Origin of the sequence: Mesorhizobium sp. dw_380, assembly GCF_018588885.1 — a bacterium.
In the GTDB taxonomy this organism is placed as follows: domain Bacteria; phylum Pseudomonadota; class Alphaproteobacteria; order Rhizobiales; family Rhizobiaceae; genus Mesorhizobium.
In genome coordinates this window covers 113,667-126,232 of the sequence record NZ_JAFFIW010000016.1, presented here as the reverse complement: position 1 = coordinate 126,232, position 12,566 = coordinate 113,667, and the positions used below count along the sequence as shown (strand labels likewise).

Genomic DNA, 12,566 nt, shown 5'->3' with positions numbered 1-12,566 from the left:
CTGGGGCATGGACGGCATCCGCGAGGATTTCTGCTTCGACCAGCTGCCTGAGGATATGGATCATTTCGAACCGATCCTCGAAATGGGCGTCAACCGCATGCCGATGCTGGCCACCGCCGGCATCCATACCTTCTTCAACGGCCCCGAGAGTTTCACGCCCGATGACCGCTACTATCTCGGCGAAGCGCCGGAACTGTCTGGCTATTGGATGGCGACCGGCTACAATTCGATCGGCATCGTGTCCTCCGGCGGCGCCGGCATGGCATTGGCGCAGTGGATCAATGATGGCGAAGCGCCCTTCGACCTGTGGGAAGTCGACATCCGCCGCGCCCAGCCGTTCCAGAAGAACCGTCGCTATCTCAAGGAGCGCGTTTCGGAAACACTCGGCCTGCTCTATGCCGACCATTTCCCCTATCGCCAGATGGCGACATCGCGCAACATCAGGCGCTCGCCCTTGCACGAGCATCTGAAGGCGCGCGGCGCCGTCTTCGGCGAAGTCGCCGGCTGGGAGCGGGCCAACTGGTTCGCCCGTGAGGGACAAGAGCGCGAATACCGCTATTCCTGGAAGCGGCAAAACTGGTTCGACAACCAGCGCGAGGAACATCTGGCGGTCCGCAACAAGGTAGGCCTGTTCGACATGACCTCGTTCGGCAAGATCCGAGTCGAAGGCCGCGACGCCTGCGCGTTCCTGCAAAGGCTCTGCGCCAACGACATGGACGTGGCGCCCGGCAAGATCGCCTACACGCAGATGCTCAACCAGCGCGGCGGCATCGAAAGCGACCTCACCGTGTCCAGGCTGTCGGAAACCGCCTACTTCCTCGTCGTGCCTGGCGCCACGCTGCAGCGCGACCTCGCCTGGCTGCGCAAGCATCTGGCCGACGAATTCGTTGTCATCACGGATGTGACCGCAGCCGAAAGCGTGCTCTGCGTGATGGGCCCGGATGCGCGAAAACTGATCCAGAAAATCAGCCCGAACGATTTCTCCAACGAGAAAAATCCGTTCGGGACATTCCAGGAGATCGAGATCGGCATGGGCCTCGCCCGCGCCCACCGCGTCACCTATGTCGGCGAGCTCGGCTGGGAGCTCTATGTCTCGACCGACCAGGCCGCCCATGTCTTCGAGGCGATCGAGGAGGCCGGCGCCGATGTCGGCCTGAAACTCTGCGGCCTGCACACGCTGGATTCCTGCCGCATCGAAAAGGCTTTCCGCCATTTCGGCCATGACATCACCGATGAGGACAATGTGCTGGAAGCCGGCCTCGGTTTTGCCGTGAAAACGGCAAAGGGCGACTTCATTGGTCGCGACGCCGTGCTGAAGAAAAAGGAAGCCGGATTGAACCGCCGGCTGGTCCAGTTCCGCCTGAAGGACCCGCAGCCTCTGCTCTTCCACAACGAAGCGATCCTGCGCGATGGCAAGATCGTCGGCCCGATCACCTCAGGCAATTACGGCCACCATCTCGGCGGCGCGGTCGGGCTGGGCTACGTGCCCAGCCAGGGCGAGACCGAGGCGGATGTGCTGGCCTCATCCTACGAGATCGAAATCGCCGGCGAGCGTTTCGCGGCGGAGGCATCTCTGAAGCCGATGTATGACCCCAAGGCCGAGCGGACGAGGATGTAGCGCTTCTTCCTTCGCCCTGTTCACGGGGAGAAGGTGGCCCGAAGGGCCGGATGAGGGGCAGCGCCAGCACTCGAAGGTTCGCGCCGCCCCTCATCTGGCTGCCGCCATCTTCTCCCCGTGAACGGGGAGAAGGACGCTAATTGCTCAAAACCGCTCCAGCTTCGCTCTCACCTTCCCCAGAAACGCCGCTCTCGTTGCCGGCGTCGATGAATCCATCAGATAATGCGCCAGGAAAAATGTCCGGCAGCGCGTCGCGCACAGCGCGCGCATGCCGCGCAGCAGGGTTTTGCGTCCGGGCTGGCCGACGACGACGCTCCACCAGGTCGGCGCGCCGCAGGTGGTGATGACGCCGACCTTGGTCACATGCCGCATCAGCGATCTGATCCGCCCCTTGCCCGCCGGCAGCTTGAAGGCGACGTCCGTCGCCCAGACCCGGTCGAGCCAGCCCTTCAGCATCGCCGGCAGCCCGTACCACCACGTCGGATAGACGAACAGGATCGCCTCGGCCCAGCTGAGCAGCTCGAAATGCGGCTTCAGCGCTGGGTCTCGCGGCGCCTGGTCATTGTAGCTGCGCCGCTCGTCGCAGCCCATCACCGGATTGAAGTTCTCGGCGTAGAGGTCGAGCAGCCGCACCTGCCAGCCTCGTCGCGTCAGCACCTCAATGGCAGTGTCGCGAATGGCGGCACAAAAACTCTCCGGCACCGGATGGCAGTAGACCACGAGGACCCGCATCAGAACGCATCCATGCTCGCCGCAACCTTCGTCATGAAGGACTTCCGCGTTTGGTCAGTCGACAGGTTCATCGCGTAGTGCGCGAGATAGGTCACCGGCGCGCCCGGCTTTACAGTGGCGCGCAGCATGCGCTTGATCAGTTTGCGCGGCGGATCGCCCATCAGCATGGCGCGGAACCGGCTGCCGCCATAGGTGGTGACGGCCGCGACCTTGCGGATGTTGTGCAGCGACGGCTGCACCTTGCCGTCGACCAGCTTGAACGACACGCCGGGCAGGAAGACGCGATCGAAGAAGCCCTTCAGGATCGCCGGGAAGCCGTAGTTCCAGACCGGATAGGAAAGCACCAGCGCATCGGCCCGCACCAGGCGCTCGACATACGGCGCCGCCGGGTCCGCCGAGCCACGCTGGTTGTGATAGTCCAGCCTCTCCTGGTGAGTCAGCCTCGGATCGAAATTCTCGGTGTAGAGGTCGCAATCATCGACCGCATGGCCGGCCGTCGTCAGCCGCTCGACGATCACCCGGTGCAGGCCGGCATTGAAGCTGGTCTCGACCGGATGGGCGTAGAGGACGAGGATGTTCACAGCGGACTATCCCGGAGGTCGCCGCGAGGCACCCCCCTCTGCCCTGCCGGGCATCTCCCCCTCAAGGGGGGAGATTGGCCGTCACTACTGTTTTCGCCAAACACCAGCGCTGCAAGGTTTGCGACGCGTTGAAATTGTCGATCTCCCCCCTTGAGGGGGAGATGTCCGGCAGGACAGAGGGGGGCGTTCAAGCGCAAACCTTTCATCCCGTCCTCTGCAGTCCCTTGAACAAAAAAGTCCGGCCAGAACGGTAGTCATAATCCGGGTTTTCCCAGGCGATCATCTTGCCGGGATTGAGCAGGCCTTGCGGATCGGTCTCGCGCTTGAACGCGAGCTGCACCGCGTCCGTCTGCTTCATGCCGCCCTCTTCCAGCGTGTAGCGATGCGGGTTGAAGATCGGGCAGCCATTCTCCTCATGCAGACGGATGATCTCGTCGAGCCGCGCCTCGGTGGTGAACTTCACCAGCGGCAGGCCAAAACAGGTGATGTTGCCGTCCAGCCGCACGAATTCGAGATGCGAGAACACTTCGCCCGGAAACATCGCATCCATCTTCTCGACCAGCGCCAGCTGGTTGGGAAAGGGATAGAGCGACTGCAGATAGGTGATGTCGGGATCAACCCGCAATGCCCTGAGTGTCGTGTGGTTCCAGGCCAGCTCATAGGCCGGCGGCAGACCTTTTTTCTCCTCCAGCGTCGCTGTGGTGGCGTTGAAGATCACCTCCCCGCCCGCCCGGCGGGTGAAGGCGAGGAAAGCATCCAGCCCATGCTGCGCCACCATGACGACGCAGATGCTTTGCCCTTCCCTGAAAAACTTCTGGTGGCGCTTGAAATAGAGCTGCGGCACGGGTGCCGCGATCGGCGTGATCAGCTTGGTCAGGATGCCGTCCTGGCACGCCAGCGCATTGCCATAGCGCGCCGCGTCCATGAACTTGTCGAAGCCGACGATGACATCGACCCACTCATAGGCCGCGGTCAGCGGCATCTCGACTTCGGTGATGATGCCGTTGGTACCATAGGCGTGGGTCACCTTGTGCAAATCCTCGCCGGTGAGTTCGAGCGCCTTCGGCTCGGCTTCCATGGTCACCACGCGCAGACGCAGCACATTGCCGAAATCGCGCAATCCGCCGAAATTGATCGAGCCGACACCGCCCGAACCGCCGGCGATGAAGCCGCCGATCGAAGCGGTGTTGTAGGTGGAGGGCGAGAGCCGCAATTCCTGGCCGGAATGCGCCCGCGTTGCCCTGTCGATGTCGGCCAGGACCGCGCCCGGTCCCGTCACCACGCGCCCCGGCGCGATCGACTTGATCTCGTTCATCTCGGCAAGGTTGAGCACCACGCCGCCAGACAGCGGCATCGCCTGGCCGTAATTGCCTGTGCCGCTGCCGCGCGGCGTCACCGGAATGCCATGCCGATGGCACGCGGCGAGAACGCGCATCACGTCGGCTTCGGTCTTCGGCGTCACGATCAGGTCGCCGGTGACATGGTCGAGCTGCTGTTTCAGCACCGGGCTGTACCAGTAGAAGTCGCGGCTCTTCTGTTGGACGATCGCCGGATTGTCGTCGAGTTTTATCCCGTCGAGATCGCGTTTCAGCGCGGCGATATCCATCATTCCACCATCAGCCCGTCGAGTTCGGCATAATCGGGCAATTGCCGGTCGATCGCCCGCCCGGCGCGCACGACAATGCGATCCGATTCGGGCCGCGACAGCAATTCCGTCCAGCTCCGACCTTTGAACAGAATGAAGTCGGCATCACCGCCGGCGGCAAGCGTGCCGAAGCCGTCGAGCCGCATCACCTTGGCCGGCGTCGCGGTGACCGTCCGCGGCCAGTCCGCGACCGGATGATCGAAATGCAGGATGCGCGTCGCCATGCGGTAGACCTCCAGCATGTCGAGATCGCCATAGGCATAGAAGGGATCGCGCGTGTTGTCGGACGCGACCGCGACCGGAATGCCCCTCGCCTTCATCTCATGCAGTAGCGTCACGCCTCGCCAGCGCGGCGTGACGGCGTCGCCGCGCCGATCCTGCAGATAGAGATTGCACATCGGCAGCGACACCACCGCCAGTCCGGCCTTCGCCACCTTGTCCAGCGTGTCGAGCACCTCGAGATCGGGCTGCCGCGCCAGCGAGCAGCAATGGCCGACAAGGATCTTGCCCTCGAAGCCGTTCCAGAGTGCGGCCTCGGCAATCTTCTTCAGCGATATCGCGGAAACATCGTCGGTCTCGTCGGCGTGGAAATCGAGATCGAGGCCATGCTTGATCGCTTGCGCGAAGACCTGGTCGAGCAGTTCTTCCAGGTCCGGCACCATATAGGTGACGACGCCGAGCACGCCCTTGGCCGCGGCAACCCTTTTCGCCAGCCGGTCGAACCATTTTTTGTCGCGCACGCCCTCGATGCCGAGCAGGCAGGCGCCCTGCAATTCGATGCGGCCGCGCCATGTCTCGCGCATCGCCTCGAACACCGGCCAGGAGATTTCCTCCTGCGGAGCGACGCTGTCGATATGGGTGCGCAGCGCCCTGGTGCCATGCGCGTAGGCCGAGCGCAGCGAGAAATCCATGCGCCGCGCCACATCCTCGGCACTCCAGCGCAGAGCGCGGTCGGCGCCGGTGGCGTTCAACGCGCCCATGAAACTGCCATCGGGATTGGGTTTTCGCGGCCAGATGTGGCCCTTGTCGATATGCGTGTGGCAGTCGACGAAGCACGGCAGGATTATGCGGCCGCCAAGATCGATGGCATCGGCGGGTGCCTTCGATCCGCCATGTGCGGCGATGCTGGAAATCTTGCCGTCGGCAATAGCAATGTCGGCGAGCGCGAACCCGTCAGCATCGAAGGTCGCGGAAAGATCTTGCGTGATGGATTGATGAACACGCGCGTTGGCAAGGTGGTAAGAGCTGGCGGCTGGTATCAAGGCTACCGCTCCTGCTTCAGCGCGCTTTCGTGCCAGCGCCGCAAAATAAGATGCGAAATCAGCGACAGCACGAGGAAGATCAGGATGCCGGTCAGTGAGATCAGGAACAGTGCCGCGAACAGCCGCGGCGCGTTGAGCCGGTAGCCGGCCTCGATGATGCGCGAGGCGAGGCCCGACGACTGTCCGGTGGTACCGGCGACGAACTCGGCCACCACGGCGCCGATCAGCGACAGGCCGCCGGCGATCTTCAATCCGCCGAGGAAATACGGCATCGCCGCCGGTAGCCGCAGGTACCGCAGCTGCTGCCAGCGCGTCGCGCCGTTGAGCTTGAACAGGTCGCGCAGATTGCGGTCGACGGAGTTGAGGCCGAGCGTCGTGTTGGACAGGATCGGAAAGAAGGCGACGATCCAGGCGCAGAGCAGAAGCTTGGTCGTCTGGTTGTCGACATAGATGTTGATCAGCGGAAAGATCGCCACGATCGGCGTCACCTGCAGCACGATGGCGAACGGGAAGAACGACATTTCCACCCATTTCGATTGCGCGAACAGCACCGCAAGCCCGACACCGCCTATTACCGCCAGAACGAGGCTGAGGAAGGTGATGCGCAAGGTGACCAGCAGCGCGGAAAACAGCAGACCGGCATCGTTGTAGAGCGTGGACAGCACCACGCCGGGGCGCGGCAGGATGTATTGCGGGATAGCGTTCCAGACGCAGATGCGGTCCCACAGCCAGATCGCCAGGATCATGATCGCCAAGGGCAGAACCCAGCGGCCGATCCGCTCGAACCGCTCCTGGCGCACTCGGCGCGCTTCCTCGGGGTCGAGCTTGAGCTCGTCAATGGCCGTCATGATGCGCGCCTGCTGTTGAATTGATGGCGTTGACCAGCACGTCGGAGGCCTGCCGGCACAGCGCCGCGTAGTCCGGCGAGGTGCGAAAAGCCTCGTCGCGCGGATAGGAGGCCTTGATGGCGAGTTCATCGAACACCCTTCCCGGCCGCGCCGCCATGACGACGACGCGGTTGGAAAGGAACACGCTCTCAAAGACGCTGTGGGTGACGAAGACGACGGTGAAGCGTTCGTCCTGCCACAATTCCAGCAGATCGTCGTTGAGCTTGAAGCGTGTGATCTCGTCGAGCGCGGCGAACGGCTCGTCCATCAAAAGCACGCGCGGCTTGGTCACCATGGCCCGCGCGATCGAGACGCGCATCTTCATGCCGCCCGAAAGCTCGCGCGGCACCGCGTGCTCGAAGCCGGTCAGGTGCACCCGCGCCAGCATCTCCGTTATCGCCGGTGCCGCCTTGGCGCGGGAAATGCCTTTTAGCCGCAGCGGCAGCCAGACATTGTCGAAAACACTGGCCCAGGGCAGCAGGGTCGGCTCCTGGAAGACGAAGCCGATGTTGGCGCGGTCGAGCGAACCGCCGCCGCGCCAGTCGAGCACGCCGGATGTCGGCGTCGACAGGCCGGCGATCAGCCGCAGCGCCGTCGACTTGCCGCAGCCGGACGGCCCGAGCAGACTGAGGAAATCGCCCTCCCGGATCGTCAGGTCGACATCGCTCAACGCCGTCACGCCATTGGAAAAGACCTTGCCGACGCCGCGCAGCGCCAGCAAGGTCGGAGCGACGTCCAAGGCCGGCGCTTGCGCCACCTTTTCCCTTATCATCGCTGGGACCGGCCTATTTCTTCAGCTCGAGCCCGACGCCCTTGTTGACGAAGGCCAGCGTGTAGGCCTTCGTGATGTCGATGCCCGCGGGCGTAACCTTGGCCTTGACCATCTTGTCGTAAAAACTCTTGATCCGCGCGTCGGTCATCGCGCCGACGCCGAGCTTCTCGGTATCGCCGGAATCGGCCAGACCGAACTTCTTCATCTGGTCGATCGAGAAGGCGATCTGCTCGTCGCTCATGTCAGGATTGTCTTTCTTGATCATGTCGTTGGCGGCCTTGTTGTCGCCGTAGAGATATTTGTACCAGCCCTTTGCCGAGCCGTCGACGAAGCACTGGACCACCTCCGGCTTCTTGTCGATCGTGTCCTGCATCACCTCGATTGTCGTCGAATAGGTATCCCAGCCATAGTCGGCGAGCAGGAACTGGTTCGGCACGAAGCCGCCTTCCTTTTTGACCGCGAACGGCTCGGAAGTGACGTAGCCCTGCTGGATCGACTTCTTGTTGGCCAGGAACGGAGCGGTGTTGTAGGTGTAGGGCGCGCGCTTGGCGGCGTCGAAGCCGAGCTCGATGACCATCCACTGGAAGAAGGTCTGCGCACCCTCATCGCCCAATATGTACTGCTCTGCGTTCTTCAAATCCTCCCACTTGTCCAGCCCCTCGCCGGGATGGGACATGATGACCTGGGGGTCCTTCTGGAAATCGGCTGCCACCACGCGCATCGGAATGCCTTGCTGGACGGCATCGAAGGCCGACAGCAGATTGCCGCCCATGTAGAAATCGATCTTGCCGGCCAGCAGCATCGGCCGGCCGCTGACCTGCGGGCCGCCCTGCATGATGGTGACGTCGAGGCCGCAGGCGGCATAGGTGCCGTCCGCCACGGCCTGGTAATAGCCGCCATGTTCCGGCTCGGCCAACCAATTGGTGCCGAAGGTGACTTTTTCATTCGCCGCGGCCCCGAGCGTGCTGGCAGCAAGCAAGGCCACCACCGCCACCGAGATCTTCTGTTTTGCGTACATCGACACCACCCTTTGTTTGCTCCGGCACGCCACGCGCCAGGCTCGACACCAAAGATTTAAGAAGCAAGACACATGCCACCGGCGCCTCGCGCCGGGACCCGCCCGCCTGCACCACAGCCATCTGCGAAAGCCGGAAAGGTCGTGCTGCACCGGAGGCATCGTGCCTATTTTTTGAACGCCTGTCCACAATCGCACCTGCAACATGCACCGCCATCTTGAAGCCGTAACGCATCCCGCCTTAGGCTGACGGTATCCAGGAGATTGCCATGTTCAAGTTCCTCACCCCCAAGTCGATCAAGCCGCCCTTTGCTCGCTATAGCCACGGTGTCGAGGTGCCGGCCGGCAAGCGGCTGGTGTTGTGCTCGGGCCAGGTCGCCATCACGGCGGACGACCAGATTCCCGAAGGCGCCGGCGCCCAGGCCGAGCTCTGCTTCCGCAACATCGCCGCGATCCTTGGCGAGGCCGGCTTGGGGCTCCAGGACATCGTACGCATCAACGCCTACGTCACCGACCGCGCGCATCTGCGGCCCTATATGGATGTCCGCGACCGGCTGTTTTCGAGCCCGGCGCCGGCCTCGACGCTGATGATCGTGTCGGGCTTTGCCCGGCCCGAATTCAAGGTCGAGGTCGAGGCGATCGCGGCCGGGTGATCGACAGACATCCTTTGTCGCGCTACGTCTGGCTTATCCATCAGAGAGGCATGGCATGACTGTTGGCAAAAAACGCGTCTGGTGGGGTGACTACCGGACAACCGAATATGCTTCGATCGACCCGGAGGCGACGATTGCCGTGCTGCCGGTGGCCGCGATCGAGCAGCACGGGCCGCATCTGCCGGTCTCGACCGACACTTCGATCATGACCGGCATGCTCGACACGGTCATTTCGCGCCTGCCCGACGATCTCGACATCCGCATCCTGCCGGTCCAGGCGGTCGGCAAGTCGAACGAGCACCTGCACGCGCCGGGCACGCTCACTTTGCCGGCAACGACGCTGATCGAGGCCTGGACCGAGCTTGGCCTGTCGATCGCGCGCGCCGGGGTGCGCAAGCTGATCGTCGTCAACTCGCATGGCGGCAATGAGGAGATCATGGGCATCATCACGCGCGAATTGCGCGTGCGCGAAAGGATGCTGGCGGTGAAGACAAGCTGGCAGCGCTTTGGCCGCCCGGCCGGCATGTACACCGAACTCGAGGACCGTCACGGCATCCATGGCGGCGATGTCGAGACGTCGCTGATGCTGCATTTCCGACCGGATCTCGTCGACATGGGCAAGGCCGACAATTTCGTTTCCAACGTCGCCAAGGCCGAGAAGGAATTTTCGCTGCTGCGCCACACCGGCACCCATGCTTTCGCCTGGATCGCTGGGGATCTCAATCCGAACGGGGTAGTCGGCGACGCCAGCATCGCGACATCGGAGAAAGGCCGGCTGACCGCGGAACATCAAGCTGATGGCTTCATCAGCCTGCTGCGGGATGTGCGCAAGGCAAAGCTCGCCGATTGGCTGAAGTAGCTAGATATCGACTTTGAGGGCAAAGGGCGTGCCTTCAAAGGCATCCGCACCGCGCCCGATCGATTCGATTGCTTCGATCATGCGGCCGTTGCGGTCAAGCAGCGCGTCGGCCACGGCAATCAGCCGCGGATTGGGTGTCGCCGAGGGTGACAGTGCGCGCAGCGTTTGAGCCAACTCAAGCTCGTCGCGTTTCGGCGCCAGCGCGGCGGCGATGATATAGGCGGAGGCGGTCGAGCGGCTGATGCCGGCATAGCAATGCACGACCATCGGCCTTATCAGGTCCCACCGGCGCCCGAAGTCGAGCAGGTTACGGACGTGCTCCTCGCCCGGCATGGTCATGCCCTCCTGTGCCACCGTGATGTCGTGCATGACCAGGTGCAGGTGGTTTTCGCTCGATATCGAGGCCGGGCGCGCCACCTCGGTTCCGGCGGCGAGCAGCGACAGCATGCGGTCGGCACCGGTCCTGGCCACCGTTTCCTCGACCTTCGCCAGTGAGCAGACATGGATCATCATCGCGCCATCTCCCTGGTGCCATCGTCGCGCCGCGAAGCCCAGCCGGCAAGAGCGGATTCGAGCCGCTTCCACTCATTCTCGCTCCCCGGCAGGCCGGCGCGCAAGACAGCCGGCCGGTCGGCGAAGTGGCGAAGCAGGATGCCGCCCTCGCCAAGTGCTGAAAACAGGCAGGCGGCATCCGGCAAGCTGAGATAGCGGAACAATGCTGTGCCGCCCGCGACCGGCACGCCGAAGCGGCCGAACAGGGCATCAAGCCGCACCGAAGCATTCGCCAGCGACGCCCGCATGTCGTCCTGCCAGCGGATATCGGCAAGCGCGCGAATGCCGTATTCCAGCGCCGGACCAGCGACAGCCCATGGGCCGAATTGCGCCTCCAGACGTTCGATCGTCGGCGTATCGGAAAGCGCGAATCCAAGCCGCACCCCGGCCAGACCAAAGAACTTGCCGAACGAGCGCAGCACCACGATGCCGCCCTGCCCGACATCACCGGCGAGGCTGTGCTCGCGCGGGCTGACATCCATGAACGCCTCGTCGACGACCAGCAGCCCGCCCTTGGCACGCAGTTTTGCGGCCAGCGCCAGCAACCGGTCGCGCTCAATGATGCGGCCATCCGGGTTGTTCGGGTTGACGATGATGGCAAGATCGGCTTCGACCAGCGCGGCGAAATCATTGACTTCGCTCACGGCATGCCCGGCGATCGCTGCCGCCCGCGCGTGTTCGGCATAGGTCGGCCCCAGCACCAATACCTTGCCGGGCCTTGCAAGCGATGCCACGCACGGCAGCAGGATCTGCGTGCCGGGCGCCGCGACGACGTTGGCGGACGACGGCGCACCATAGGTTCTGGCCGCGATCTCTGTCAGCTCACGAGCCCGCCCGGCTTCCGGCAATCGCGACAGCGAGGTGGCGGGCAGGTCGAAAAGCGGATAGGAGTGCGGATTGATGCCGGTCGAGAGGTCGACGAAAGGCAGCGGGGCGTCGGGGAAAAGCGCCCTCGCCCGGCCAAGACTTCCACCATGGTCCACCGCTCCTTCAAGAAGCTTCATGTCAGTCCTTATCGCTTTCCTGTCACTGGCCGTCGAATTCGCCCTCGGTTACCCCGACTGGCTGTTTCGCGCCATCGGCCATCCCGTGACCTGGTTTGGCAGGCTGATATCCTTTCTCGATTTGAGGCTCAACCACGCCACTGATCCCGACGCGCTGCGTCGCCAGCGGGGTGTCCAGGCGCTTTTGGTCATCGTGCTGGTGCCGACGGTGATCGGTCTCTGTCTACAGATCCTTCTCCTCTGGTTCGTTCCCCTGGGGCTGATCATCGCCGCCCTTCTGGCAACATCGTTCCTGTCGCAGAAGAGCCTTTACGAGCATGTCGAGGCCGTGGCCGACGCGCTCGACTCAGGCGGCCTCGCCATGGGCCGCGTCGCCGTCTCGCGCATCGTCGGCCGCGACCCCGAAACGCTGGACAGGGCCGCTGTCTGCCGCGCCGCAATCGAGAGCCTGGCCGAGAATTTTTCCGACGGCATCGTCGCCCCAGCCTTCTGGACGGGCGTCGGCGGGCTCGCCGGCGGCGCCGCCTACAAGGCCGTCAACACCGCCGATTCGATGATCGGCCACCGCACCCCGCGCCATGAAGCTTTCGGCTGGGCGGCGGCGCGCTTCGACGACTGGATCAACCTGCCGGCGTCGCGGCTGACCGCACTGCTGATCGTGCTGGCGGCTTTCCTGGTCAAGGGAGCCGACCCGCACAATGGCTGGCAAGCAGTGCGGCGCGACGCGAAAAAACACCGCTCGCCCAATGCCGGCTGGCCGGAAGCGGCGATGGCCGGCGCGCTCGGCCTGGCCCTCGCCGGACCGCGCAGCTATGGCGGCGTGCTGGTCGACGACGTCTTCATGGGCGAAGGCGGCCGCCGCGAAGCCGATAGTCTCGACATCAGGCGGGCGCTGAAACTCTACCGCGTCGCCGATTATCTGCTGATCGGCTTGTTCGGGGTGATTTCGGTGGTCGTCGTTCTGGCGTGAACGTTCCTCACCCTCC

13 protein-coding genes are annotated in these 12,566 nt (G+C 63.8%); 4 read left to right on the top strand and 9 right to left on the bottom strand.

Annotated features, from left to right (window positions below):
* Positions 1 to 1,618, top strand: a 1,618-nt coding sequence (locus JT360_RS17715; protein WP_214472958.1) for a GcvT family protein, incomplete at its 5' end; no start/stop codon positions are given.
* Positions 1,619 to 1,762: 144 nt separating this feature from the next.
* Here JT360_RS17715 and JT360_RS17710 read toward each other — a convergent pair.
* From JT360_RS17710 to JT360_RS17680, 7 genes are all read right to left on the bottom strand, one after another.
* Positions 1,763 to 2,350, bottom strand: coding sequence for an NAD(P)H-dependent oxidoreductase (locus JT360_RS17710; protein ID WP_214472957.1), 588 nt, complete (start codon positions 2,348 to 2,350; stop codon positions 1,763 to 1,765).
* Positions 2,350 to 2,931, bottom strand: a complete 582-nt coding sequence (locus tag JT360_RS17705) for an NAD(P)H-dependent oxidoreductase (RefSeq protein WP_214472956.1) — start codon at positions 2,929 to 2,931, stop codon at positions 2,350 to 2,352. Before JT360_RS17705 ends, JT360_RS17710 begins: the two co-directional genes overlap by 1 nt.
* Positions 2,932 to 3,133: 202 nt before the next feature.
* Positions 3,134 to 4,537: an FAD-binding oxidoreductase gene (locus JT360_RS17700; RefSeq protein WP_214472967.1), complete on the bottom strand. Its 1,404-nt coding sequence runs from the start codon at positions 4,535 to 4,537 to the stop codon at positions 3,134 to 3,136.
* A complete protein-coding gene (locus tag JT360_RS17695) occupies positions 4,537 to 5,838 on the bottom strand; it encodes a cytosine deaminase (protein WP_214472955.1) in 1,302 nt (433 codons plus the stop codon). The genes JT360_RS17700 and JT360_RS17695 overlap by 1 nt, the downstream gene beginning before the upstream one ends.
* A 2-nt stretch (positions 5,839 to 5,840) precedes the next feature.
* Positions 5,841 to 6,686, bottom strand: coding sequence for an ABC transporter permease (locus JT360_RS17690; protein ID WP_214472952.1), 846 nt, complete (start codon positions 6,684 to 6,686; stop codon positions 5,841 to 5,843).
* Positions 6,673 to 7,497: an ABC transporter ATP-binding protein gene (locus JT360_RS17685; protein ID WP_214472947.1), complete on the bottom strand. Its 825-nt coding sequence runs from the start codon at positions 7,495 to 7,497 to the stop codon at positions 6,673 to 6,675. The genes JT360_RS17690 and JT360_RS17685 overlap by 14 nt, the downstream gene beginning before the upstream one ends.
* Before the next feature lie 13 nt (positions 7,498 to 7,510).
* Positions 7,511 to 8,515 carry an ABC transporter substrate-binding protein gene (locus JT360_RS17680; RefSeq protein ID WP_214472946.1) on the bottom strand — a complete coding sequence of 335 codons (1,005 nt, stop codon included), beginning with the start codon at positions 8,513 to 8,515 and terminating at the stop codon, positions 7,511 to 7,513.
* 266 nt (positions 8,516 to 8,781) lie between these two features.
* Here JT360_RS17680 and JT360_RS17675 point away from each other — a divergent pair, with 266 nt between their 5' ends.
* Positions 8,782 to 9,165: a RidA family protein gene (locus JT360_RS17675; protein ID WP_214472944.1), complete on the top strand. Its 384-nt coding sequence runs from the start codon at positions 8,782 to 8,784 to the stop codon at positions 9,163 to 9,165.
* Positions 9,166 to 9,220: 55 nt separating this feature from the next.
* Positions 9,221 to 10,024: a creatininase family protein gene (locus tag JT360_RS17670; RefSeq protein ID WP_214472942.1), complete on the top strand. Its 804-nt coding sequence runs from the start codon at positions 9,221 to 9,223 to the stop codon at positions 10,022 to 10,024.
* Here JT360_RS17670 and JT360_RS17665 read toward each other — a convergent pair whose 3' ends face one another.
* Positions 10,025 to 10,534 (bottom strand): tyrosine phosphatase family protein, encoded by a 510-nt coding sequence (locus JT360_RS17665; RefSeq protein WP_214472966.1) that lies wholly within the window; start codon positions 10,532 to 10,534, stop codon positions 10,025 to 10,027.
* Positions 10,534 to 11,580: a threonine-phosphate decarboxylase CobD gene (gene cobD, locus JT360_RS17660; protein WP_214472941.1), complete on the bottom strand. Its 1,047-nt coding sequence runs from the start codon at positions 11,578 to 11,580 to the stop codon at positions 10,534 to 10,536. Before cobD ends, JT360_RS17665 begins: the two co-directional genes overlap by 1 nt.
* Here cobD and cbiB point away from each other — a divergent pair.
* Positions 11,579 to 12,550 carry an adenosylcobinamide-phosphate synthase CbiB gene (gene cbiB / locus JT360_RS17655; RefSeq protein WP_214472940.1) on the top strand — a complete coding sequence of 324 codons (972 nt, stop codon included), beginning with the start codon at positions 11,579 to 11,581 and terminating at the stop codon, positions 12,548 to 12,550. The genes cobD and cbiB overlap by 2 nt on opposite strands.
* Positions 12,551 to 12,566 lie beyond the last annotated feature (16 nt).

Excerpts from the sequence above, each read along its gene's own strand:
- JT360_RS17710 (WP_214472957.1), bottom strand. The coding sequence starts at position 2,350 with ATGCGGGTCCTCGTGGTCTACTGCCATCCGGTGCCGGAGAGTTTTTGT.
- JT360_RS17700 (WP_214472967.1), bottom strand. The coding sequence starts at position 4,537 with ATGGATATCGCCGCGCTGAAACGCGATCTCGACGGGATAAAACTCGAC.
- JT360_RS17690 (WP_214472952.1), bottom strand. The coding sequence starts at position 6,686 with ATGACGGCCATTGACGAGCTCAAGCTCGACCCCGAGGAAGCGCGCCGA.
- JT360_RS17685 (WP_214472947.1), bottom strand. The coding sequence starts at position 7,497 with ATGATAAGGGAAAAGGTGGCGCAAGCGCCGGCCTTGGACGTCGCTCCG.
- JT360_RS17680 (WP_214472946.1), bottom strand. The coding sequence starts at position 8,515 with ATGTACGCAAAACAGAAGATCTCGGTGGCGGTGGTGGCCTTGCTTGCT.
- JT360_RS17675 (WP_214472944.1), top strand. The coding sequence starts at position 8,782 with ATGTTCAAGTTCCTCACCCCCAAGTCGATCAAGCCGCCCTTTGCTCGC.
- JT360_RS17670 (WP_214472942.1), top strand. The coding sequence starts at position 9,221 with ATGACTGTTGGCAAAAAACGCGTCTGGTGGGGTGACTACCGGACAACC.
- JT360_RS17665 (WP_214472966.1), bottom strand. The coding sequence starts at position 10,534 with ATGATCCATGTCTGCTCACTGGCGAAGGTCGAGGAAACGGTGGCCAGG.
- cbiB (WP_214472940.1), top strand. The coding sequence starts at position 11,579 with ATGTCAGTCCTTATCGCTTTCCTGTCACTGGCCGTCGAATTCGCCCTC.
- cobD (WP_214472941.1), bottom strand. The coding sequence starts at position 11,580 with ATGAAGCTTCTTGAAGGAGCGGTGGACCATGGTGGAAGTCTTGGCCGG.